The sequence below is a fragment of the Coprococcus sp. TM115-187 genome, assembly GCF_027679115.1.
GTDB lineage: Bacteria > Bacillota > Clostridia > Lachnospirales > Lachnospiraceae > Allocoprococcus > Allocoprococcus comes.
Window position 1 is genome coordinate 69,782 of the sequence record NZ_JAQEKS010000012.1, and the last position, 24,801, is coordinate 94,582.

The following is a 24,801-nucleotide window of genomic DNA, read 5'->3' on the forward strand; positions in this document are numbered from 1 at the left end:
TACAAAAAATTTAACCCCTGAAATAATAGCCAACTCCCCACTTTGTGTAAACGTATTTCGGATCACTTGGATTTACTTCAATCTTCTCGCGCAGTCGTCTGATATGTACATCTACCGTTCTTGCATCTCCCGGATACTCATATCCCCAGACAATATTCAAAAGACTTTCCCTGCTGTAAACCTTGTTCGGATTCATCGCAAGAAGCTCCAGAAGATCAAATTCTTTTGCGGTAAGATTCAGTTCCCTGTCCCCGGAAAAAACTCTCCGACTTTCACAGTCGATCTTCAGATCTCCCTTTACCACAACTTTACCGCTCGCGCTCATCCCGTCTTTTTTAGCGACCCTGCGCATGATTGCCTTCATTCTGGCCTTAACCTCAAGAATGTTGAACGGCTTTGTGATGTAATCATCTGCGCCATATTCCAACCCGAGGATCTTGTCCATATCCTCGCCCTTCGCAGTGAGCATGATGACCGGTACATCTGAGAAATCACGGATCTGTCTGCATACTTCAAATCCATCGTATTTTGGAAGCATGACATCCAGAAGAATCATATCATACTCTTTTCTTTTTACCATCTCAAGTGCTTCCTCACCGTCGTATGCGCAGTCAACTTCCATATCATCCTGTTCCAGGCTGAATCTCAGTCCTTTCACGATCAGCTTTTCATCATCTACTACCAATACTTTTCTGCCCATCTTGCGCACTCCTCTACTCTACCGTTATCTGCTCCCGGATCTTCTGAAAGATTCCTTCCTTGATCCCGTCCACTTTCTTCAGATCCTCTATCTTCCTGAATCCACCGTTTGTCTCTCTATAAGCAATAATTGCTTCCGCGCGGGACTCGCCAATCCCGCTTAAGCTTAAAAGTTCAGCCTTTGTCGCGGTGTTCAGGTTTATTATTCCTGTGTCTTTTCCCATCCCGGCATCTGCCATATCCGATGGTGAACCTTCTTCTTTCAAAGTCTGTTCTTCTTCTCTGGATGGCACATAAATCCTTTGTCCATCTGTCAGATGTGCTGCCTGATTCAGATAAACCTGTCCTGCTGCCTCCGTCAGCCCTCCCGCTGCTTCTATGGCATGCGTGATGCGGTCTCCTTCCTGCAGTTCATATACACCGGGTGATGCCACCTCGCCACATACATACACCCAGATCGAACCTTCTTTTTCTTCACCACCCGGATCTGCTTTTGCCTTATCCGGCTTTTCTTCGGCAGCCTTTGATTCTGCCTCGTTTTTCTTATCCCCGGCATCCGCTTCTGCAGCAGCCACACTGGTAAAGGTCTCTTCTTTTTCATGGCATGCTGACAGCATACAGCTGATTCCAAGGAAAATTCCACATATTTGATATAAAATCCGTCTTCTTTTCCGCATACATACTCCTTTTCCGCAGAGCATGTCCCCTCGTACTTCCAAGACATGATTATTGTAACGAATTTTTTTCCAAAAGACAACCTATTTCCACTGAAAAATTGTCGTGCCGATCAGAGCGATCCCCATACCGATCACTTTTCTCCAGGAAAATGGCTCTTTTTCCACACCAAATAATCCCACCAGTTCAATCAGATACGCCACAATAAGCTGAGACATAACGATCAGAAGTGCCGCCTTTGCAGGCCCGAGCTGCGCCATACTTTTGATCACGGTCCAGGTGATCCCTGCTCCGATCACACCGCCAAGCAGCATATATTTAGGCTGCACCTCTCCTATCGTGGCAATACTGTCCCTTCCCATGATCAGCCACATTACCAGGCAGATGGCAAATGCACTAAGCTGCACCCAGGCATTGCTCACCCACATTCCTGTCGTCTTTGTTACCTGGGTGTTAAATACCCCCTGCACACTCATCAGCGCTCCCGACAGCAGGGCAATAAAAAATCCGGTCATCTTTCATACCTCCTTTTCTTCTGAAAGTATATCCGATGACCGGCTCTTTTATTCTCTTATTTTTATCAGGCACCGACTTTATGCAAGTGCTTTTTTCAGGATCTCTGCCATCTCATCTACCTGTTCTTTACCGATAACAAGCGGTGGGATCATTCGGATCACATCTGTTCCAGCTCCGATGATCAGAAGTCCTTCTTCCAACGCTTTGGCTGTCACTTCACCCAGCGGCTTGGTGATCTGAAGTCCCTGGATCAATCCTCTTCCCTTTACTTTAACGGCTGCATCGCAGGTATCCACGATTTCCTGCAGTTTCTGTGTCAGATATGGTGCGATTTCATTGACATGATCGAGCATATGCTCTTTTTCAAAGATCTCAATAGTCTTGCTGACCGCTGCACAGCAAAGTGGGTTTCCACCATATGTAGTTCCGTGATCTCCCGGTACCAGCGAATTATCTGCAACTTCTTTTGTCATCGCAAATGCGCCGACCGGAACACCGCTTCCGATTGCTTTCGCCATTGTCATGATATCCGGTGTGATTCCCATCTGCTGCCATGCAAACCATGCACCGCTTCGTCCCATACCACACTGTACTTCATCGCAGATCATCAGGATTCCGTTCTCATCACAGATCTTACGGATTCCCTGCATAAATTCTTTTGTCGCTGCGTTGATTCCGCCTTCGCCCTGGATTGTTTCCAGAATGATCGCGCAGGTCTTATCATTTACCAGTGCTTTTACACTGTCAAGATCATTGTAGATTGCAAAATGTACACCAGGCATAACCGGTTCAAATGGCTCTCTGTATTCTTTGTGTCCGGTAAGTGCAACCGCACCCATACTTCTGCCGTGGAATGAATTCTCCATTGCAATAAATTCATAACGTCCGGTTTTTTTTGTGTACGCATATTTTCTTGCAGTTTTGATCGCACCTTCGATTGCTTCTCCACCACTGTTTGTGAAGAATACCTTGTACATACCGGTGATCTTTTTCAGATCTTCTCCTGCTTTACCGCAGGTTGTATTATAATACAGGTTTGATGTATGGATCATCTTGTCAATCTGAGCCTTTAATGCATCATTAAATTCCTTGTTATTATATCCCAGAGAAGATACTGCATATCCTGCTGAGAAATCCAGATATTTCTTTCCTTCCGGATCATAGAGGTATGCGCCGTCTCCATGGTCCAATACAACCGGATAACGGTTATAAGTTTTTAAAATCGCGTCGTCCTCTTCCTGCATATACTGATTTGCCATAAGAATTACCTTCTTTCTTTGTCTTCCCTTTAATCTTCTTCACCGTTTCTTAAAATTGCAGTTCCGATACCCTTCTTCGTGAAAATCTCAAGAAGCAGGCAGTGCGGAATTCTTCCATCCAGAATATGGACTCTGGACACTCCGTTTTCAATCGCTCCTACACAGTTCTGCAGTTTCGGGATCATTCCTCCGGAAATTGCTCCGCTTTCGATCAGTTCATTCGCCTGATCTACAGTAAGAGCTGTGATCAGAGAAGATTTATCCTCGTAGTCTCTGTATACCCCTTCAATATCAGAGAGGAACGCAAGCTTCTCAGCATGAACCGCTTTTGCGATCGAATAAGCTGCATCATCCGCATTGATATTATAAGTGTTGTAATCATCATCGATTCCGACCGGGCATACGATCGGGAGAAAATCTTTATCCAGAAGATCCAGAAGAACCTCTGCATTGACCTTCTTGATATCTCCTACAAATCCAACGTCCTGTCCTGTCATGGAAAGCTTTTTATCAACTCTTAAAAGTCCGCCGTCTTTTCCACTGACACCGATAGCACGGACACCAAGTTCTTCGACCATACGAACCAGATTTTTATTAACCTTGTTCAGTACCATCTCTGCAATTTCCATGGTCTCTGCGTCCGTCACACGAAGTCCGTCGATGAATTTCGGCTCCATTCCGGCTTTACTTACCCATTTACTGATCTCTTTTCCACCGCCGTGAACGATGATCGGTTTGAATCCAACCAATTTCAAGAATGTAACATCCTTGATGACATTTTTCTGGAGTTCTTCGTCCAGCATTGCACTTCCTCCGTATTTTACAACGATGATCTTACGGTTGAAACGCTGAATATAAGTAAGCGCCTCAATCAGAACTTCTGCTTTGTCCAGATACTGCTGCATATCCTGATCCATTTTGCTTACCTCCTAGCTTCTGTAATCTGCATTGATGTCAATATATCCGTGAGTCAGGTCACATCCCCATGCGGTTGCGCTTTCGCTTCCCATCTTCACATCAGCAACTGCTTTTACTTCTTCCTGTGAGAGGATCTCCGTTGCTTTTTCTTCACTGTAATCTACCGCTGTACCATTTTCGATGATCTGGATCTTTCCTGCCTTGCTCTCGAAGAACAGATCCACCTTTTCCGGGTCAAACTGTGCTCCGGAATATCCCATTGCACAGAGGATTCTTCCCCAGTTTGCATCATGTCCTGCAATTGCTGCCTTGGTAAGATTTGAGCATACGATTGATTTTGCAAGTGTCTTTGCAGTCTCTTTTGTATCTGCACCAACTACAGTTACTTCAAATAAAGCAGTTGCTCCTTCTCCGTCCCCTGCGATCTTCTTTGCAAGGTATTCGTTGATCTCATGCAATGCTTCCGCAAAGGTCTTATAGCTTTCACTGTCTACCGTGATCACTTCATTTTCAGCCATCCCGTTTGCAAGAAGAACTACAGAATCATTTGTAGAAGTATCTCCGTCTACGGAAATCATATTGTATGTATCATTGACATCATCACTGAGGGCTTTCTGAAGGGCCTCTTTTGTGATTGCTGCATCTGTTGTGATAAAGCTGAGCATGGTGCACATATTCGGATGGATCATACCAGATCCTTTTGCCATACCACCGATGGTAACGGTCTTTCCGGCAACCTCGATTTCTACTGCGATCTGTTTTTCACAGGTATCAGTCGTCATGATTGCTTTTGCTGCCTCAGTTCCGTTTGCCAGTGTATCATTTTTCTTTTCAGCAAGAGCCTTTACCCCTGCCACGATGCGATCAATTGGAAGCTGCTTTCCGATGACACCGGTCGATCCGATCAGTACACCGTCTGCATTAATTCCAAGAGCTTCTGCTGCCGCATCTGCTGTGTCCTTGCAATAGCCAAATCCTTCCGCACCGGTACATGCATTGGCAATTCCGGAATTGACGATCACAGCCTGTGCTTTTGCACCGCTCTTTACAACCTGCTGATCCCATTTTACGCATGCTGCCTTTACAACGTTTGTAGTAAATGTTCCTGCACATTCACATGGAACCTGGCTGTAGATCATTGCCATGTCGGTTCTGTCCTGATATTTGATCTTTGCTGCTGTTGATGCTGCCTCAAATCCTTTTGCTGCGGTCACACCGCCTTCGATAATCTTCATCGTATATAGCCTCCTTTAGCCCTCTTCGATAAATGCTGTAATATTTTCCTCATTTAAAACAAACTCATAGTAGTTGACATCCGGTCTCTTGGTCCATCCGATCGTATTCCAGAACATATTGCCGATATCATTCTTGGTAAATGCGATCAGTGTGATCTTGTTGATATGTTCCTCTTTCAGAGCTGACATTGCATAGGCAACCATGCTCTTTCCGATCCCATGACAGCGGTACGCCGGATCTACACATACATGATAAAAACATCCGGTTCTTCCGTCGTGTCCGCAGAGGATTCCTCCTACTACTTTTCCGTCTATTTCGGCGATCACACTGGTTGTCGGATTCCTTTTCAGGAATCGTTCCACGCCTTCTTTTGAATCATCTATGCTCCGGATTCCAAATCCTTTGATCCGCATCCAAAGTGCATGAAGCTGGTCATAATCTTCTACTGTCATCGCACGAATAATTGTTGTCATATATTTTCCATTCCTTTTCTTTTTCTGCCGTGTTCTACGGGAACATCGGAACCAAATCAAGACCTTCACTTTCCGGAAGTCCAAAGATCAGATTCATGTTCTGTACAGCCTGTCCTGCTGCACCTTTTACCAGGTTGTCGATCGCCCCCATCATAATGATACGGTTTGTTCTCGGATCGATCTTAAACCCGATATCGACATAATTGCTTCCTTCTACCCATTTTGTTTCCGGGTAAACATCTTTCTCCAGAACGCGGACAAATTTTTCATTTGCATAATATTTATCGTAAACTGCTTTTACTTCTTCCCAGGTAACATCCTTTGTAAGCTTCGCGTACTCTGTTGCCAGGATTCCTCTGTTCATCGGAACCAGATGCGGTGTAAAGTTAATCACAACCTCTTTGCCGCTCGCATATCCAAGCTGTTCCTCGATCTCCGGTGTATGTCTGTGTGTTGCCACACCGTATGCTTTCATATTCTCATTGACTTCACAGTACAGGTTCGGAACCTTTGCCCCTCTTCCTGCTCCGGATGTTCCGGACTTGGCATCAATGATCAGCGTATCCATATCGATCAGTCCTTCCTTTGCCAGCGGATAAGCAGTCAGGATGGAGCATGTTGTATAGCATCCAGGATTGGCGATCAGTCTTGCGCCTTTGATATCTTCTCTGTTCACTTCACACAGTCCGTAAACTGCTTCTTCGATAAACTGCGGGCTCTTGTGCTCAATACCGTACCATTTTTCGTAAGTCTTGACATCTTTGATACGGAAATCTGCGCTCAGGTCGATGATCTTAACCTTTGATAAGATTTCTTCATTAACTAATGATGCGCACAGTCCCTGTGGAGTTGCTGTGAAAATCACATCTACCTGATCTGCAAGTTGTTCCATATTATCATCTAAACATACCGCATCTACGATCTGAAACATATTGCGGTATACATCTGCATATTTCTTATCGATATAGCTTCTTGAGCCAAACCATTTAATTTCTACGTCTTTATGTCCTGTTAAAATGCGAACCAGTTCTCCTCCGGCGTAACCGGTAGAACCGATGATTCCTGCTTTAATCATGTAAACCATCCTTTCGTAAATGCCGTATTTGTGTATAGATAGGCATAATCATAAATACTATAAACCCATTAATCCCTATTGTAAAGGGGTTCGCGGTAATTGGGGGAATGTTTTCCGATTGGTTCAGTATACATGGTTTTATTTTGGAAAGCAAGTGGTTTTTTGATTTTTATGCATGTTTCTGTGTATTTTTATGTATAATTTCTTATTTTTATGCATTTATATTTATTTTTATGCATTGTTATGCATTTTTATTATTATAAGATGTATTAAGTCTGTATTCTTTTTATTGACTATTTTAGGAAAATTCAATTAGTATTAAGGAAGTGATTGTAAAGGAGTTGTTATTTTATGGAACGGGATCTTACTTCGGGGAGTGTTTTTCGGAATGTGATTTATTTTTCGCTGCCTTATTTTTTATCTTATTTTTTGCAGACGCTTTATGGGATGGCGGATCTTTTTATTGTTGGGCAGTTTGATGGGGTTGCCAGTACAACAGCGGTTTCGATTGGGAGCCAGGTGATGCATATGTTGACGGTGATGATCGTGGGGCTTGCGATGGGGGCTACAGTTTCAATCGGGCAGTCTATTGGAGCGGGCGATAAGAAAAGGGCTTCTGTGTTTGTGGGAAATACGGTGATTTTGTTTATGGGGATTTCTCTGGTGCTGGCGGTTTTGCTTCTGTTTTTTGTGAAGCCGGCTGTTGCCGTGATGTCTACACCTGCGGAGGCTGTGTCAGGAACGGCAGCTTATCTGACGATCTGTTTTCTCGGGATTCCTTTTATTACGGCGTATAATGTGATCAGTTCAATTTTCCGCGGACTGGGGGATTCTAAAAGTCCGATGTATTTCATCGCAGTTGCATGTGCGGTGAATATTATACTGGATTATCTGTTTATCGGATTTTTCCATCTGGGAGCTTCCGGTGCTGCGCTTGGCACAACACTTTCCCAAGCGTGCAGTGTTCTGTTTGCACTGATTGCCATTAAACGTAAGCAGACCGGACTTTCTCTTTCCGGAGACTGTTTCCGCCCACAGAAAAAACCGCTTGGCAAAATTCTGAATATTGGGATTCCGGTAGCGCTTCAGGACGGATTTATTCAGATTGCTTTCATTATTATTACGATCATTGCCAACCGGCGCGGACTGAACGCAGCCGCTGCTGTCGGCATTGTGGAAAAAATCATCAGCTTTCTGTTCCTGATTCCGTCTTCCATGCTTTCGACTGTTTCTGCACTCGCAGCTCAGAATATCGGTGCCGGAAAGTATGACCGTGCAAAGCAGACGCTTCGCTATGCCATGATGATCGCCATTGGATTTGGTCTGGTCGTCTCTATATTGATCCAGTTTATCGCAGCTCCGGTTGTCGAACTTTTCACTGCAGACGCAGCCGTTATTCTTCTCGGCGCACAGTACATTCGCGGATATATCTGGGATTGTATTTTTGCCGGCGTTCATTTCAGTTTCAGCGGATACTTCTGTGCATGCGGAAAATCTGGAATTTCATTTTTACATAACCTGATCGCTATTTTGTGCGTGCGTATTCCGGGTGTTTATCTGACTTCAAAAATTTTCCCGCATACACTGCTTCCGATGGGACTCGCAACCGCTACCGGCTCCTTATTGTCTGTGATCATCTGCATCATTGCTTACCGATGGTTATGTGAAAAATCCGGAAAATAGAATACAGGATCGGACTCTTACGGATTTCTCCAAATCATCAAAAATGGTGACTCACTACGAGCCACCATTTTTGATGATCACTTATCTGATATGCGCTTCTTCATGTGCAAGCAGCCATTCTTTCTTTTCAAGTCCACCGGCATATCCGGTCAGGCTTCCGTCGCTTCCGATGACCCGGTGACAGGGAATAATCACAGAGATCGGATTATGTCCGACCGCACCTCCGACTGCCTGCGGCGAGATACTTTTCGCGCCCCGTTTTACTGCAAGGATCTTTGCAATCTTTCCATAAGTAATGGTACATCCATATGGGATTTTTGCGATAATCTTCCATACTTCTTTTCGGAAATCACTTCCTGCAGGTGCAAGAGGAAGTTCTTCCGGATCCGGATCCTGCCCTGCAAAATACCGATCCAGCCAGTACTCTGCCTGATCCAGTACCGGCAAGTCTTTCTTCTCCTCAAAATCTTCTATAATCTTGTCCATATAGTATTTCTGTCCTTCAAACCATACACCGACAAGTACATCCTCCCGTGCTCCAAGCGTAATTTTCCCGATCGGCGAATCATAGTAGCTTACATACAGCATTTTTCATTCTTCCCCTTTTTCATCCGTCCTGATACCCATGTTTTTGAGGATTGCGAGAGTGCAAAGCACGTAGCAATCTGGTATCAAAGGGGTCAAAATACCTTTGGACCCCAACATCTTAAAAATAAAAACAAAATTCCTTAACTTTTGTATCATTCAAATTATAAAATGGAGATTTTTTCCTGTCAATCTTCTTATCCGCGAATTTGTCCATTTCCAAAGATCACATACTTTTTCGTGGTAAGGGCTTCCTGCCCCATCGGTCCGCGGGCATGAAGTTTCTGGGTACTGATTCCGATTTCCGCCCCGAATCCAAATTCGTTTCCGTCAGTAAATCTGGTTGACGCATTGACATACACTGCCTTCTGCCGGCAATGTCAGAACGAAATCAAATATGTTATTCTTATTCATTTTATGCATATCACTCATCTCGCCGGTTCCTTTCTTCCTTTAGCGTGTTACCTTGTTACTTTTTGTTATATTTTACGGGTTTTTGTGTAAATGTCAAGTATTTTTCTGATTTATCTTTATATTTTCTGTTTAATCTTCTTCTATCCTTCTTTTTTCTTATTATTCTCTTTCCTTTTTATACATAATTATGCATATTTTATGTATATTTTTACTTTTATTTGCATAAAAATAACATTTTTAAAAGTTTTTTCATTTTATTATTGCATAAATATAAAAAATGGTGTATAGTGGGTTGTGAATTGAATACAAAAGAAAATTTTTAGGAGGTTTATATACAATGAAAGAAAAAGTAGTTCTTGCATATTCTGGTGGTCTTGATACTACCACACTGATCCCTTGGTTAAAGGAGACATTTGATTACGAAGTTATCTGCTGCTGTATCGACTGCGGACAGGGCGAAGAGCTGGATGGTCTTGATGAAAGAGCAAAACTCGCAGGTGCTTCTAAATTATACATCGAAGATATCACTGATGATTTTTGTGACAACTATATTATGCCATGTGTACAGGCAAATGCTGTTTACGAAAATGCATACCTTCTCGGAACTTCTATGGCTCGTCCGGCAATCTCCAAGAGACTTGTTGAAATAGCAAGAAAAGAAGGTGCTACTGCTATCTGCCACGGTGCTACCGGAAAAGGAAATGACCAGATCCGTTTCGAGCTTTCTATCATGGCTCTTGCCCCGGATCTTAAGATCATCGCTCCTTGGAGAATGACAGATCTGTGGACACTTCAGTCACGTGACGATGAGATCGCTTACTGTAAAGCTCACGGAATCGATCTTCCGTTTGACGCAAGCCACAGCTATAGCCGTGACCGTAACTTATGGCACATCAGCCACGAAGGACTGGAACTTGAAGATCCATCCTGCGAACCAAATTACGCTGATCTTCTTGTTCTTGGAAATACACCGGAAAATGCACCGGATGAAGATGAATATGTAACTATGACATTTGAAGAAGGTGTTCCGAAGACAATCAACGGCGAAGCCATGAAGGTTTCTGATATCATCCGCAAACTCAACGAACTTGGCGGCAAGCATGGTATCGGTATCGTTGATATCGTTGAGAACCGTGTTGTTGGTATGAAATCCCGTGGTGTTTATGAAACTCCTGGTGGAACAATCCTGATGGAAGCTCACAAACAGCTTGAAGAACTGGTTATCGACCGTGCTACCATGGAAGTTAAGAAAGATCTTGGCAACAAACTCGCTCAGGTTGTATACGAAGGAAAATGGTTCACACCACTTTGTGAAGCTCTTCGTGCTTTCGTAAAATCTACCCAGAAATATGTTACAGGTGAAGTTAAATTCAGACTTTACAAAGGAAATATCATTAAAGCCGGAACTACTTCTCCATACTCACTTTACAATGAATCTCTGGCAAGCTTCACAACTGGTGATATGTACGATCATCATGATGCAAGCGGATTCATCACTCTGTTCGGACTTCCGCTGAAGGTTCGTGCGATGAAGAATCTTGAGGTAAACAACAAATAATTGTATATCCCCATACTGACAGATTTAAAGGACGTTGATATGAAATTATCAGCGTCCTTTTTCTGAGCAAGCCAACGCTTAAAAGGTTCCGCTTTTGGCGAGGGTCTACATGAAATGTAAGTTTCACTCCAACAGGCTCGTCAGGCATACAATGTCATTTTTATAATTATGCTATAGTAGTTATCAGCCATTTATGATTCATATAAAGGCATATCCACCCCGTATTCTCTATCAATCCCCATACAGATCTGCTCAAATATCTGATTCGGCAGATATACACCTTACTTTCCGCTTTCAGGCAGCTCTCCCAGTGATAGTTTCCCCGGCACAACGCAGTTCCAAGACCGGGAGACGCGCGCAAAGTGAGATCATATTTCAGGCGATACTCCCCTGGTTTTATTTCGGGAAGTTCCTTACAAAATTGCAGATCTGGCATGAATTTCATTCCCATTTCTTCTGCTTTCTATCATTATATGATACCACAGGCATAGTCGTTCTTATTCTGTCAGTTCTTGCTCTTTAATCTTCAACCAGTCCTCTTTCCACTACATTTTCCACGGCATCCATCTGTTCCAGGATTTCTTCACGGCGTTCATCCAAAAGTAAACCTTTGTTGTATTTGTAATACATCGCACAGTCATTTTCCCGCAGGAACGCAATGCTGTACACATTACTGTTGAGTTCCGTGACAAATACTGCCATTTCCTGGCTCTCGCCGAAAGCAGATTCCAGGAATTCAAAGCAGTGATTCAGCGTTTCCAGTGTCTTATCTGCCATTTGCTCTCTCTGCTCTTCTTCGCTGTCAAATGTGGCCTTTACAGACTCAAATTCCGGAGCTTTCTGGTATTCTTCCAATTTGCATAAAATACGCTCCATACGGTGCATTTCCGCCTTTGTAAGCTGTCCGGCGGCCTTCTTCTGTTCAACTTCCCGCCTAAGAGACTGAATTTTCGCAGCAAGGACCTCTCCCGGAACTGCACCTTCCTTTTGCAATTCCTCTTTATAAGCACACAGCTGAGCAAACAGTCCCTCCACAAATTTTTCCATCTCATATTCTTCTTTAAAAAGTTCTGCCATCTTTCCGACCAGAAGATTTACCACACTCAGCCGCTCATCAAACGACGCAAATTTCAAACGTTCTAAGGTATCTTTTTCATAATATCCTGCAAGGATCCGCTCCAGTCCATACTCCTTCTGATATTTTCGGTAAAGCTCCAGATAATTTGCAAAATCCTTCGCTGTCTTCCAGTGCTGGAGGTACTGATGCACAACCTCACGATCCACCTCTTTACCAAGCTTTTCATAAACCTGGATCAACCTTGACAGGTCTTCCCATCCTCTGGCTGTGACAAACATTTTTCCATCTACTGTATTTTCCATACGATAGAAATTCTCTTTTCGAAGTTCCAGATAAGAAAGCACTGCAGGATGGATTCCAACCTGATACGCATATTCCTTCCAGACATCAAAATCAGCTTCCACATCGATCCGCTTGATCCGGTCCAGTGTCACCACATCAAATTCCCGCACCGACTTATTATATTCCGGCGGATTCCCTGCCGCCACAATGATCCATCCCTCCGGCACACTCTGATTACCAAACATCTTGCACTGTAAAAACTGCAGCATCGTCGGCGCCAACGTCTCTGAAACACAGTTGATCTCATCGATAAACAGGATTCCCTCTTTCATGCCGCTCTGCTCTATCTTTTCATATACAGCAGCAATGATCTCACTCATCGTATACTCGGTTACCGAATACTCTTTTCCACCGTAGATCTTTGTCTGAATAAACGGAAGCCCGATCGCACTCTGTCTGGTATGGTGCGTGATCGTATACGCAACCAGTCCGATCTCACATTCCCTTGAAATCTGCTCCATGATCTGTGTTTTTCCAATTCCCGGAGGTCCCATCAGAAGGATCGGTCTCTGATGGATTGCCGGAATCTGATATTCTCCATATTCATCCTTCATCAGGTATGCCTGCACCGCATCCTTGATTTCCTGTTTTGCACGTTTAATATTCATCTATTTCTCACTCCTCTCAAATCTTCTTCATCCAGAACCAGTTTCATCGCCCACGGCGGAACTTCCTGTTCTTCTGCCCCGTCGTCCATAAATACAAACGCGGTCTGGTACAAAGGCATTTTCTGCGGATAAATCCCCTGTCCATCGGTAAAATAGATCACACCCTTCAGTTCAGTGAACCGGTGCGTCGCGATCAGATCATCAATATAGGCAAACGCCGGTCTGAAATCCGTTCCACCTTCCCCGACAAGATCCAACTTTTCCATATATTCCTGTAATTCTTCTTTACAGGTAATCTTCCGGTCCGACTGCACCTGGTCATCACATTGTATAATGTGGATATTGACTCTCTGAAAAAAGCTCCCTGCCTCACTTAAAATGCCATAGGTCTCCTCCAGGAATTTTTTTACCAGATCTCCTGAACAGGACATGGAAGTATCGATCACGATTGCAAAATCCTCCACTTTTTTCACTTCTTTCCATTCCTGTGGCTCGATCAGAGGCATATTTCCATAAAGGCGCAGTCCATAACTGTAAAAAACATAATCAAAGCTGTCATCATCCACAGTAACCTCTTCCTTCAGCACAGCAAATTTGCGCAGAAAACCCCGGTAATCATATCGCTGCCGGTTCTCAACCCGGATCTGATCCAGAAAATGCCCGGTATTTGATGCTGCTTCTTTGGAAAATGTTTCCATATCGGTCTGCATTTTCTCACTGATATCCTGCCATCTCTGGTTCATTTCGCTTTGTTTTTCATCATCTTCATCTTTTGCCCAGTACTTGTGATCATCCACGGTAAATTCCCGGGCCATGCGCTCCATCTCTCTGTCCGAAAGCTTCCATCTTACCAGTACTCCATAAATTTTTTCCGCTGTAAATACCTTGATTTCCTCTTTCAGATCCCGGTAGGTTCTCTGTCTGATCCAGGACTGGCTTTTTCGTATATTCTGGAGGTTCCAGTCGTCAATCACAGATTCTACCGCAATATCCGCCGCCAGGTTCCATACAAGCTCTTCCCGTCCATTTCTGCGAAATACATGTCGGAAAATGCAGTGCAGAACCAGATGTAGATAGGCGCGGTTTACCCTGATCCGGTTCTGCCTGTACTCACCTCCCAGCATCTGCCCGTTAAAATACATTGTTTCTCCGTCTGTAGCAAGAAGGTCTACCGAAAAATCCTGTACATAATAAAACGCCGAAAGCGCCACATCCATAAATCTCATTTTCATATACAGTTCATTCCTTGTCAGAACCAGTATTTTATGTCCGATTTCTTCCAGACTCTGTTCTAATGACATTTCTTCCAATCTTTCCACCTTCTTTTACAATACAAACTTTTTCTTCTTTTTTGGAAAACTACGGTAACGCTCATCCATCAAAATAGCTGAAAGTTCTGTCTGTCCGGTATCTGCCGCATAAGCAATCGTTTTTCCCAACGCTTGTTCATCAAAATAATGCTCTCTGCAGCAAAAAAGCAGAACCTCCTGCGGATCTCCGGCGGCGATTTCGCGTCTTTCTTTCACCGCATGGATACAGCTTTCTCCAATTCCTTCCATATGCGCCTTTACATAATTTTCATAGCGCAGCTTTGCCGCATCTTCCAGCTTCCACGGATATCGCAGACGCGTCAGAGCCACACTGAAAATTGCCTCTTCCGAATCTCTTGCTTCAGAAAGTACAAACAGCCGGTCATATTTTCTATAATCCAGTTCCCGCCGGTAAAAGCACTCCCTGTACTCTCCACCGGAACCATAATAATGCGTCTCCACGATCCGCGCCGGCGTATTTTCCACCGCATCTGCGTAATATTCCGGAAACAGGATCTTCGTCTCCGTTCCCTGATAACGCAGTGTTGCAATGATCTGATACCGGATCTCCGTCAGAATTTCCTTAAGACAGGACTTATTTCCATCCATAAAATCAATCTCCACCTTCTCCAGACGACATCCGGTAAATACCCCGCTACCCATCCACACGATTGCATCTGTCCCATGGAAAAGTTTCAGATTCATACATCCATAAAACGCATAATTTCCAATTGACTGTACGGTAGACGGAAGATGGATCTCCCTTACTATTCCACCACAGCAGAGTTCTTCCGGTTGCGCAAAACGATCATCCTCTTCATCTGTCTCTGTCTGATAAACAGATGCATTTTTCTCTTCTTCATCTTTATGCAGTGAAAATGTATATGGAGCAATGCGGATGACAGGAATTCCCTCTATCTGCTCCGGTACTTTTATGATTCCTGAATCCTGCCAGATCCTGAGAATTTCAAGTCCGTTTTCTATTTTCTGATATTGTATCTTCATAAATTTCACTCCTGAAATTGATTCTGTCTGTTCTATCCAATTAAGGATTATAGCAAAAAAAAGCAGATTTTTCCATTATCCACTTCACACAATATATCGAAATTTCACGAAATGTATCGTTATGAACAAAATTATTTACATATCTATAGAATTCCTTTATTCTATAGTTAGATAGTCGGTATGAATATTTGAAGGAGGTACTTATGTATGACGTCAGGCATGTATTAAGAAAAGCCGGTCTCCGTTCCACCTACTCTGGTTATAACTATCTTGCTTCAGCAGTCGCTCTCGTTCTCAAAGATCAGGAATTTTATATGAAGAACGTAACCTCTAATCTCTACCGTGTTGTCGGCGAGCAGTATGGCGTTTCCAACATGTGCGTTGAAGCCGCCATCCGCACAATGATCAACAGTTATTGGAATCAGAATTCTAATAAAATTTTAAGCCCGCTGCTTGGTTATCCTATATTTGACAAACCGACCGCATCCGAATTTATTTCGATGCTGGCGGATTATATCCAGGATCATTCCTCTCGTTAATTATTAGATACTGGTAGAACTTATGCATTATCGCATATCAGCATGGTATATACAGAATAACATTAGTGGGCAGGCATTTAAAAAAGGTGCAGCCTATGAGGTTGCACCTTTTTTATCAAACCGGATTTTCATAATTGGGGACGTTTTTCCATACGCGCTGTTTTAATTGCCACAACTACTATTTGAATCCGTATCAAACTCCGGATTGATTGCATAAAAGTTCTTACTGTTCAGATTATCCTGAACGATCCTTAAACTTTCTCCAAATCTTTGGTAATGTACAATTTCCCGCTTTCTTAAAAAACGAATCGGATCACATACTTCCGGGTCTTTTACAAGCCTTAAAATGTTATCATACGTCGTCCTGGCTTTCTGTTCTGGTGCGACCTCGTAAGAACAACATAGCTGGAAACCCTTGAAAACACGCCATTTTGCGTAGGACAAGCCTTTTCCTGCTACGATTGCATAAGAACAAAAACATAGAAAAATGAAGATGAAGCAAGCTATCCTACATAGTTCCAATGGTTTCAGCAACTAAGACGTTCAACAATGAGCGTCTATTTTTTTACCCAAAATGAAAGGAGAATCAAACATTATGAAAAAGATTATGAAGCGATTGCTTACAGGTGTACTTACCCTTGCAACCGTATTTACTGCATTACCTGTCACACAGGTTCATGCTGCGGATTCCGTCTATACTACTACGGACGGTAAAGCAGGAACAATCGTCAAGATTGACAATGGTGGTTCAGAGGTTTCCAGCTTTGAAGAAAGCATAATGAACGCTGACGGGCAGATTGCCTACTGTATTGATATAAACACAAATTTCCAATCGGGATATAAGAATCGTATCAATGCAACGGAGCGAATGAGCGACGACCAAATATCTGATGTGGCGTTGAATCTGGAATACGTCAAACAGTATGCAGAAAAGCACAGTCTTTCCAGCAAACAAGTCTATCTGTTGGAACAATGTGTTGTCTGGCGAAGATTGAGCGTTCACTTAGGCTGGGGGTACAACAATGTACGAGCTGCCTATGATGAAGTGTCAGAGAAAATCCAGTCAGAAGTCTATGAGAACGCAAAGGCTTTCGCTAAAGAAAATAAAGACCGTTACGATTGCGGTGGTTACATCTATGTTGGTGAAGGACAGGACTTAGGACAGTTCTGGGCGAAGTTAGCTGTCGGTGATGGCAAGATTCAGAAATCGTCCAGTAATACAGCGATTACAAAATCTAATGACTGCTATTCTTTATATGGTGCGACTTATGGTGTCTATTCTGATAAAGGCTGCACGAAATCAGTTGCCACACTTATGACAGATGGCAACGGGAATACGGATACGGTGAAGTTGAGAGCTTCTACATACTATGTAAAAGAAATCGAAGCTCCAAAAGGATTCCAGTTAGATAACAACGTCTATACCCTTACGGTAAAGGCTGGTGAAACTTCCACATTGAAAGTCAGCGATACACCAAAAGTCACAGACACTTTGGTTGAGCTTTTCAAGATTGATATGGAAACAGGAAAAGCAACCGCACAGGGTAACGCTTCTTTAGAGGGTGCGGAGTTCGTCTGGAAGTATTATGACGGTTATTACACAAAAGATAATCTTCCATCAGAACCAACACGCACATGGACGACAAAGACAAAAGCGGAAAAAGGCAGCGATAACACTATCCACTATATCACAAGATTGGCAGATTCCTATAAGGTATCTGGTGACAGCTTCTATACACAAAACGGTACTATCTGTTTACCGCTTGGTACTATCACTGTAGAAGAAAAAGCTGCTCCAAACGGTTACTTGTTAGATGGTGCTTATATGCAAGCCGCTGGAAGTTCTGAACAGATAAAAGGCGTGTATGTGGCACAGATTACAGAAGATGGCGAACTTGCAGCATTAAGCGGCAGCAACCAGTATTCCGTATCGGACAAGATTATCCGTGGAGGTGTGAGAATCCAAAAGCGTGACCTTGAAACAAAAGACACAAAACCACAAGGCGGTGCAACATTGAAAGATACTGCCTTTGAAATTATTTCCTTAAATGATAATGCGGTATTGGTAGATGGCAAATTATACAACAAAAATGAAACAGTCAAGACAATCCATACAGGCGTTGACGGTATCGCTACGACTGCCGCAGATACTTTACCTTATGGAAAATACCGCTTAGAAGAAAGCAACGCCCCAGAGGGATATTTGACGGACGGTGCAAAACCGATTGAGTTTGAAATCACAGAGAATGGAAAAATCGTTGACTTAACTGACGAAGCACATTCCATCTACAATAAGATTAAACGTGGTGACTTGGAGGGTGTGAAAATCGGTGACGGTACTCATAAGCGACTTGCGAATGTTCCGTTCAGGATCACAAGCAAGACCACAGGCGAAAACCACATCATTGTGACGGACGCAAACGGTCAGTTCTCTACCGCTGCTGACTGGGTATCTCATACACAGAACACCAACGCTGGCGAAAACAGTGAGGACGGTATCTGGTTCGGTACTTCCACACCAGACGACAGCAAAGGTGCGTTGCTCTACGATACCTATACAATCGAGGAATTACGCTGTGATTCCAACAAAGGAATGACACTGATTCCTGCTTTTGATGTGATAGTTTCAAGAAATAAGACTGTCATTCATTTGGGTACATTGACAGATGATTATGAACCAGAAATCTCTATCCATACTACCGCTGCTGATAAGGCAACAGGCGAAAAATCAATTGTCGCTGGTAAAAGCGTGACTATCGTTGATACCGTCACTTTAGACGGACTTACAAAAGGTACGAAGTATCAACTAAAAGGCTGGCAGATGGTGAAGTCTGAAAACGCACAGCTTCTTATTGATGGTGAGCCTGTGGAAAGTGATTACACTTTCACTGCAAAAAAATCAGAGATGGAAGTTGAGGTTTCTTATACATTCAATGCTTCTGCTCTTGGTGGTAAAGATCTTGTAACTTTTGAGGAATTGTACGATTTATCCAATCCAGACGAGCCTATCAAGGTGGCAGAACATAAGGATATTGAGGACGACGGGCAGACTGTGAGAATCGAGGAAAGAATCATCACCATTCATACCACAGCTACCGACAAGGCAACAGGTGAAAAGATGATTGTTGCTGGTAAAGAGGTGACTGTCATTGATACGGTCACTTTAGATGGCTTGGAAAAAGGAACAAAATATCAGCTTAAAGGTTGGGAAATGGTGAAATCTGAAAATGCAGAGCTTCTTGTGGGTGGTGAGCGTGTGGAAAATGACCTTGCTTTCACCGCTACGGACACGAAGATGGAAGTTCAGATTACATTTACATTCAATGCCAGCGAGCTTGCAGGCAAGGAGCTTGTGACATTTGAGGAATTGTACGATTTATCCAATCCAGACGAGCCTACAAAGGTAGCAGAACATAAGGACATTGAGGACGACGGACAGACTGTGACAATCACAGAGCGTATCATTACCATGCATACAACCGCTACCGACAAGGCAACAGGGAAAAAGACAATCGAAGCTGGTAAAGATGTGACTATCGTTGATACCGTCACTTTAGACGGACTTGAAAAAGGTGTGAAATATCAGCTCAAAGGCTGGGAAATGGTGAAATCTGAAAATGCAGAGCTTATCGTTAATGGTAAGCGTGTGGAAAATGAACTTACTTTCACCGCTACCGATACGAAGATGGAAGTTCAGATTGCATTTACATTCAATGCCAGTGAGCTTGCAGGAAAAGAGCTTGTCACATTTGAGGAATTATATGACGTGACAAATCCAGACGAGCCTATCAAAGTAGCTGAACATAAGGACATCAAGGATAAGGGGCAGACGGTGACAGTCAAAGAAAAACCAGAATCCCCTGCCACATCAGAAGAACCCAGCACACCAACAAGAACAGGCAATTCACCAAAGACAGGTGACAATACACCATTTGCCGCATTGTTCGCTATGATGGGGATTTCCGCTGCTGGTCTTATTTTTGCAGGATATAAGAGATTTCGCAAAGTAAAGAAAGTTAAATAATACGGGAGGTCACAGTATATGAAAACTTCCCGTTCGCCGCCCACCATAAAGAAGTCAGTCTGTAACTGACAGCTTAACCAAATTCTGCTTGATTATCATTTATCTTTCTGAATGGGGATTGTCAAGGGTGCTTCAAGCACAACGCTTGCCCTTGATGATTCACAGGCAGACAGATACTATCCAGACAGCAGAATGACACTATCAATCATTAAAAATATAGAAAGAAAAGAGGTAAATACATTTATGGAATTAAAACACGTTATCCCTAACATGGAAAGAACATTCGGGAATTTGGAATTTGCAGGTGAGAATAAGGTGGAACAGCGTAGGATCAACGGACGTATGACGGTCGTTTCCCGTATCTTCAACCTTTATTCGGACGTGCAGAGAGCAGATGATATTATCGTGGTGCTGCCTGCTTCTGCTGGTGAGAAGAACTTTGAATCAGAGGAAAAAGTTAAACTTATCAATCCAAAAATCACCGCAGAGGGTTACAAAATCGGTACAAGAGGATTCACAAACTATATCCTGTCAGCGGACGATATGGTGAAAGCATAAGGAGGAAAAATTTATATGAGATTAGCAAATGGAATCATTATTGATAAGGAAAAGACATTCGGAGTGTTGAAGTTCTCGGCGTTGCGTCGTGAGGTACATATCCAGAATGAGGACGGTACGGTTTCTGAAGAAATCAAGGAACGTACCTACGACTTGAAGTGTAAGGAACAGGGACGCATGATACAGGTAAGTATTCCCGCCACTGTTCCGTTAAAGGAATTTGACTACAACGCAGAGGTGGAAATCATCAATCCTGTGGCTGATACGGTGGCAACCGCTACATTTCAAGGTGCAGACGTTGACTGGTATATCAAGGCAGATGATATTGTGTTAAAGGGTAAAATAAATCAAATGGCAACTAATAATATACTACCAAAAAATAAATAGTATAGATAAAAATTATCTGATATAATCATTTATAGAAAGTGGGTGATTATATGAGTAAAAAAGCAAAAAGTTTTGAAGAATTTTATTCTAAAAATAAAGATGATATTTTGGATATTGATATTGTAGCTGATTATGCAGAGTCCCATGATGGGGATACTACACCATTTGATAAAGATATGTTTTGTCCAGAATGTAAACAAGCAGAATTGAGTTTTGTTCATAAAACTTCTAAACGTCGTGCTCATTTAAGAAGAATTAAAAGCTCAAATCATAAAGATGGCTGTTCATATAACTATGAATATGCTTCCAAAAAGACAGTCAAAAAATATGTAGATTCTTTAAATTATGAGGAAATACAAGATAAGTTAAATTCAATTATGAATATGTTATGCCGAAAACATAATACGAAAAAGACAACCAGTAATGATAATGAGGATTTAACGAAAAAAAGAAAGAATCCTATGCTTATCCCAGAACGAAAAGATTGCGAAACTGTTTTAAGAGCATTGCAACGAAAAAGACTTAATGGCTGGATTGACGAATCAGATGGTGAAGATTTTTGCGTATTCTATGGCAAAGTAAAATTAAAAGTTATAGAAAAAGAAAAAAATAGCGATGACCCAAAAAAGACTTATAAATATTACCTGCTACAAATATATACCCAAAATAAAAAAGGCGAATGGAAATTCAGAACAAGTTTATATCGAGGTAATATGCGAGATTTAGTAAATGAAGAAGTAATGTATAATATTGTAATGATTGGACACTTGGATTTTCAATTTAAGCCATTTACAATCAAATTAGCAAATAAAAACGCTATCAAATATCGTGAAGCATAGTTATAGAGCAGTAGATTCTACAGAATTTACTGCTTTTTCTATATCCAAAGGAATGTTTATGAATTTACTGAAATATAAAGGAAAACATATTCGAGTCAGTGACAAATCATTGGTTTTTCGTTTCTCGGCTGGTTCACTGTTCCTGCTGTTCCTTGCTGTGATTATGCTGCTGAACCTAAAGTCAATCCTCACTACGGACTGGAAATCGGTCAGCTTTCTACAAGATGGCAACGTCCATTTAGTAGTCACACCATATAGGATAGTGACTATTGTTGTGGCGGCTCTGGTCTGTGTGCTGGCTGCCCTTTTCTATCGCAGATTCCAGTATGACAGAGTGAAGCAGCTCTTTCACCGTCAAAAGCTGGCTCGTATGCTGCTGGAAAATGGCTGGTATGAATCAGAATCCACACAGGACAGCGGCTTTTTCAAGGATTTGCCAGCCACTACCAAAAAAGAGAAAATCACCTATTTTCCTAAAGTGTATTACCGTATGGAGCATGGACTTTTATATATCCGTACAGAAATCACATTGGGGAAATATCAAGAGCAGCTTTTACACTTGGAAAAGAAACTGGAAACAGGCTTGTACTGTGAGCTGGTTTCCAAAGAGCTGAAAGACAGCTATGTGGAATATGTGCTGCTCTATGATACGATTGCGAACAGAATCACTATCAATGAGGTACAGGCTGAACATGGCAGCTTGCGTTTAATGAAAAATGTCTGGTGGGAGTATGACAAGCTCCCCCATATGCTGATTGCTGGCGGCACTGGCGGCGGTAAAACTTACTTTATCCTTACTATCATTGAAGCTCTGCTCCGCAGCAATGCGGTCATGTATATTTTAGACCCAAAGAACGCCGACCTTGCGGATTTGTCCGTTGTCATGCCGGAAGTCTGGTACAAGAAAGAAGATATAACCGCCTGTATTGATAGATTTTATGATGGTATGATGGCAAGAAGTGAAGCTATGAAGCTCATGGAAAGCTACAGGACAGGTGAAAACTATGCCTATCTCGGTCTTGCTCCGTATTTTCTTATCTTTGATGAATATGTGGCGTTCATGGAAATGCTGACAACAAAGGAAAATGCCGCTGTGCTGAATAAGCTCAAACAGATAGTCATGCTTGGACGACAGGCAGGATATTTTCTGATTCTCGCCTGTCAGCGACCAGACGCAAAGTATCTCGGTGATGGAATCCGTGACCAGTTCAATTTCCGTGTGGCATTGGGGCGTATGTCGGAACTTGGTTACAGTATGATGTTCGGTGAAGTAGACAAGGACTTTTTTCTGAAACAGATCAAAGGGCGTGGCTACGTTGATACAGGAAACAGTGTCATATCTGAGTTTTACACTCCCCTTGTACCCAAAGGACACGACTTCCTAAAAGAGATAGGGAGATTATCACAAAACAGGCAGGACGGACAGGCGGCGTGCAGCGCGAAAGCCGCAGGTACGGACTAGCCTGTGTTGGGGTGGCGTGAGCCGCCCCAACCATCTGCCCCCGTTATCTAACAGGGGGGCACAAATTATCTGGAAACAGTCAATTACATATCGAAAAATCCTTGAAAACAGAGGACTTTTCAAACATTCAAGGGAGTGTGACAAAATCGGTAACTGTCACATTCCTTTTTCGATTGGAGGGATTGAAACTGAATGATACCGACTGGATAAATGATTTTAAGGAAAAACGGACGCAGTACGGCGTTTCCCAGAATCGTCTTGCGGTCATGGCTGGTGTCAGTCGTGAGTATGTCAGCAGGATTGAATCTGGAAAAGTAGCCTTGACAGAAGAAATCAAGGGGAAATTCACGGACGCTCTGGAAAAGCTGAATCCAGACAATCCGCTGGAAATGGTCTTCGATTACGTCAGAATCCGATTTCCCACACAGGACGTTAAGCACGTGGTTGAGGATATTCTCAAATTAAGGCTTGATGTGATGATACATGAGGATTTCGGGTTCTACTCCTATGCGAAACATTATGTCTTGGGTGATGTGTTCGTGCTGACTTCGCCCGATAAAGAAAAAGGCACATTGCTAGAGCTGAAAGGGAAAGGCTGCCGCCAGATGGAGAGCTACCTTTTAGCACAGCATAGGAGCTGGTATGACTTTCTCATGGACGCTCTGATAGAGGGAGGTGTGATGAAACGTCTTGACCTTGCCATCAATGATATGGCAGGAATCTTAGACATTCCAGAGCTGACAGAGAAATGTAACCATGAGGAATGTATTTCCGTATTCCGCAGCTTCAAGAGCTACCGCAGCGGTGAGCTGGTGAGAAGCAATGAACAGGATAAATACGGTATGGGAAATACATTGTATATCGGTTCGCTCAAATCAGAGGTTTATTTCTGTATCTACGAAAAGGACTATGAACAGTACGCAAAGTATGACATAGCCATTGAGGATACGAAAATCAAGAACCGTTTTGAAATAAGATTGAAAAATGAGCGAGCCTATTATGCGGTGCGTGACCTGCTGACCTACCATGACGCAGAGCGTACCGCTTTTGATATTATCAACCGTTATATCCGATTCGCTGACAAGGAGGTGGAGAAACGACGCAGCGAATGGAAAACCAATGAGAAATGGGCGTACTTTATCGGTTCTGATCGTGGGCGTCTGAAACTGACGACCAAACCAGAACCGTACACGCTCACAAGGACGCTGAACTGGATAAGCAGACAGGTCGCTCCCACATGGAAAGTCTTGCAGCAGATAGACAGTACCAACGGTACGACCTATCTCAAAGATATTTTAGACCATGCGAAGCTCACGGAGCGTCACAAGAAACTGATTGAACAGCAGACAACTTCTACAGAGGAAATCATCAACAAGGAGGAATGACAACATGAAACATATCTTATTTGATTTATTTTTAGTATCTCTTGGTTCAGGTATCGGAGTGGTTACAATGTGTCTGGTACGGGCTGGCAGCCAGTTTGACAGAGATATGGAAACATAGAGATGAGCAAAACACATTGATCCAAAAGTAGAACTTGGCAGTTAGCTCCCATAAA

At 42.8% G+C, this 24,801-nt stretch carries 22 protein-coding genes and 2 pseudogenes; 10 read left to right on the plus strand and 14 right to left on the minus strand.

Translation table 11 applies throughout. The annotated features are described in order from the left end of the window. Nucleotides 1-10: 10 nt before the first annotated feature. The 8 genes from PGW42_RS09710 to argC all read right to left on the minus strand — a co-directional run bounded on the left by PGW42_RS09710 (nucleotide 11) and on the right by argC (nucleotide 6,851). Nucleotides 11-700: a response regulator transcription factor gene (locus PGW42_RS09710; RefSeq protein WP_008374691.1), complete on the minus strand. Its 690-nt coding sequence runs from the start codon at nucleotides 698-700 to the stop codon at nucleotides 11-13. A 13-nt stretch (nucleotides 701-713) separates the two neighbouring features. Next, entirely contained in the window at nucleotides 714-1,376 is a 663-nt protein-coding gene (locus PGW42_RS09715; RefSeq protein WP_022220712.1) for a helix-hairpin-helix domain-containing protein, read from the minus strand. Between the two features lie 81 nt (nucleotides 1,377-1,457). Next, a complete protein-coding gene (locus PGW42_RS09720; protein ID WP_008374687.1) occupies nucleotides 1,458-1,889 on the minus strand; it encodes a DMT family transporter in 432 nt (143 codons plus the stop codon). Between the two features lie 78 nt (nucleotides 1,890-1,967). Then, entirely contained in the window at nucleotides 1,968-3,149 is a 1,182-nt protein-coding gene (locus tag PGW42_RS09725; protein ID WP_118217300.1) for an aspartate aminotransferase family protein, read from the minus strand. Between the two features lie 29 nt (nucleotides 3,150-3,178). Beyond that, nucleotides 3,179-4,066: an acetylglutamate kinase gene (gene argB, locus PGW42_RS09730; protein WP_008374684.1), complete on the minus strand. Its 888-nt coding sequence runs from the start codon at nucleotides 4,064-4,066 to the stop codon at nucleotides 3,179-3,181. 12 nt (nucleotides 4,067-4,078) lie between these two features. Continuing rightward, nucleotides 4,079-5,302 (minus strand): bifunctional glutamate N-acetyltransferase/amino-acid acetyltransferase ArgJ, encoded by a 1,224-nt coding sequence (gene argJ, locus PGW42_RS09735; protein WP_117823967.1) that lies wholly within the window; start codon nucleotides 5,300-5,302, stop codon nucleotides 4,079-4,081. A gap of 15 nt (nucleotides 5,303-5,317) precedes the next feature. Then, nucleotides 5,318-5,767: a GNAT family N-acetyltransferase gene (locus PGW42_RS09740; RefSeq protein WP_334304022.1), complete on the minus strand. Its 450-nt coding sequence runs from the start codon at nucleotides 5,765-5,767 to the stop codon at nucleotides 5,318-5,320. 43 nt (nucleotides 5,768-5,810) lie between these two features. Beyond that, nucleotides 5,811-6,851 (minus strand): N-acetyl-gamma-glutamyl-phosphate reductase, encoded by a 1,041-nt coding sequence (argC, locus tag PGW42_RS09745; protein WP_022220715.1) that lies wholly within the window; start codon nucleotides 6,849-6,851, stop codon nucleotides 5,811-5,813. A 351-nt stretch (nucleotides 6,852-7,202) separates the two neighbouring features. On the opposite strand from argC, the gene PGW42_RS09750 reads away from it, so the two are divergent. After that, nucleotides 7,203-8,534 (plus strand): MATE family efflux transporter, encoded by a 1,332-nt coding sequence (locus tag PGW42_RS09750; protein WP_270203348.1) that lies wholly within the window; start codon nucleotides 7,203-7,205, stop codon nucleotides 8,532-8,534. An 81-nt stretch (nucleotides 8,535-8,615) separates the two neighbouring features. Here the strand turns inward: PGW42_RS09750 and PGW42_RS09755 are convergent, their stop codons facing one another. Together PGW42_RS09755 and proA are read right to left on the minus strand one after the other, a co-directional pair. Continuing rightward, nucleotides 8,616-9,122 carry a methylated-DNA--[protein]-cysteine S-methyltransferase gene (locus PGW42_RS09755; RefSeq protein WP_270203349.1) on the minus strand — a complete coding sequence of 169 codons (507 nt, stop codon included), beginning with the start codon at nucleotides 9,120-9,122 and terminating at the stop codon, nucleotides 8,616-8,618. Nucleotides 9,123-9,316: 194 nt separating this feature from the next. After that, nucleotides 9,317-9,484 (minus strand): annotated as a pseudogene (proA, locus tag PGW42_RS09760) (glutamate-5-semialdehyde dehydrogenase); the annotation flags it as partial. A gap of 386 nt (nucleotides 9,485-9,870) precedes the next feature. On the opposite strand from proA, the gene PGW42_RS09765 reads away from it, so the two are divergent. Beyond that, nucleotides 9,871-11,091: an argininosuccinate synthase gene (locus tag PGW42_RS09765; RefSeq protein ID WP_270203350.1), complete on the plus strand. Its 1,221-nt coding sequence runs from the start codon at nucleotides 9,871-9,873 to the stop codon at nucleotides 11,089-11,091. Nucleotides 11,092-11,610: 519 nt separating this feature from the next. Here the strand turns inward: PGW42_RS09765 and PGW42_RS09770 are convergent. The 3 genes from PGW42_RS09770 to PGW42_RS09780 are packed head-to-tail and all read right to left on the minus strand — an operon-like array spanning nucleotide 11,611 to nucleotide 15,434. After that, on the minus strand, nucleotides 11,611-13,119 hold the full coding sequence (locus PGW42_RS09770; RefSeq protein ID WP_195251293.1) for an ATP-binding protein: 1,509 nt from the start codon (nucleotides 13,117-13,119) through the stop codon (nucleotides 11,611-11,613). Further along, nucleotides 13,116-14,420 carry a vWA domain-containing protein gene (locus tag PGW42_RS09775; protein WP_270203351.1) on the minus strand — a complete coding sequence of 435 codons (1,305 nt, stop codon included), beginning with the start codon at nucleotides 14,418-14,420 and terminating at the stop codon, nucleotides 13,116-13,118. The genes PGW42_RS09770 and PGW42_RS09775 overlap by 4 nt, the downstream gene beginning before the upstream one ends. Nucleotides 14,421-14,444: 24 nt before the next feature. Further along, nucleotides 14,445-15,434 carry a leucine-rich repeat protein gene (locus PGW42_RS09780; protein WP_270203352.1) on the minus strand — a complete coding sequence of 330 codons (990 nt, stop codon included), beginning with the start codon at nucleotides 15,432-15,434 and terminating at the stop codon, nucleotides 14,445-14,447. A gap of 203 nt (nucleotides 15,435-15,637) precedes the next feature. On the opposite strand from PGW42_RS09780, the gene PGW42_RS09785 reads away from it, so the two are divergent. Continuing rightward, complete coding sequence (locus tag PGW42_RS09785; RefSeq protein ID WP_270203353.1) at nucleotides 15,638-15,973, plus strand: sporulation initiation factor Spo0A C-terminal domain-containing protein; 336 nt, start codon at nucleotides 15,638-15,640, stop codon at nucleotides 15,971-15,973. A 162-nt stretch (nucleotides 15,974-16,135) separates the two neighbouring features. On the opposite strand, the pseudogene PGW42_RS09790 reads toward PGW42_RS09785, so the two are convergent. After that, nucleotides 16,136-16,363: pseudogene (locus PGW42_RS09790) on the minus strand (manganese catalase family protein); the annotation flags it as partial. Between the two features lie 205 nt (nucleotides 16,364-16,568). Here PGW42_RS09790 and PGW42_RS09795 point away from each other — a divergent pair. From PGW42_RS09795 to PGW42_RS09825, 7 genes are all read left to right on the plus strand, one after another. Next, entirely contained in the window at nucleotides 16,569-19,997 is a 3,429-nt protein-coding gene (locus tag PGW42_RS09795) for a VaFE repeat-containing surface-anchored protein (protein ID WP_117981830.1), read from the plus strand. A gap of 243 nt (nucleotides 19,998-20,240) precedes the next feature. After that, nucleotides 20,241-20,555, plus strand: a complete 315-nt coding sequence (locus tag PGW42_RS09800) for a YdcP family protein (RefSeq protein ID WP_117981855.1) — start codon at nucleotides 20,241-20,243, stop codon at nucleotides 20,553-20,555. 15 nt (nucleotides 20,556-20,570) lie between these two features. Continuing rightward, complete coding sequence (locus PGW42_RS09805) at nucleotides 20,571-20,942, plus strand: YdcP family protein (RefSeq protein ID WP_117981831.1); 372 nt, start codon at nucleotides 20,571-20,573, stop codon at nucleotides 20,940-20,942. 50 nt (nucleotides 20,943-20,992) lie between these two features. Continuing rightward, a complete protein-coding gene (locus PGW42_RS09810; RefSeq protein ID WP_015541083.1) occupies nucleotides 20,993-21,781 on the plus strand; it encodes a hypothetical protein in 789 nt (262 codons plus the stop codon). A 58-nt stretch (nucleotides 21,782-21,839) separates the two neighbouring features. Next, nucleotides 21,840-23,243: an FtsK/SpoIIIE domain-containing protein gene (locus PGW42_RS09815; RefSeq protein WP_115623101.1), complete on the plus strand. Its 1,404-nt coding sequence runs from the start codon at nucleotides 21,840-21,842 to the stop codon at nucleotides 23,241-23,243. A 137-nt stretch (nucleotides 23,244-23,380) separates the two neighbouring features. Then, complete coding sequence (mobT, locus tag PGW42_RS09820; RefSeq protein ID WP_101884091.1) at nucleotides 23,381-24,628, plus strand: MobT family relaxase; 1,248 nt, start codon at nucleotides 23,381-23,383, stop codon at nucleotides 24,626-24,628. 4 nt (nucleotides 24,629-24,632) lie between these two features. Next, entirely contained in the window at nucleotides 24,633-24,746 is a 114-nt protein-coding gene (locus PGW42_RS09825; RefSeq protein ID WP_270203354.1) for a DUF3789 domain-containing protein, read from the plus strand. The last annotated feature ends 55 nt before the right edge of the window (nucleotides 24,747-24,801 follow it).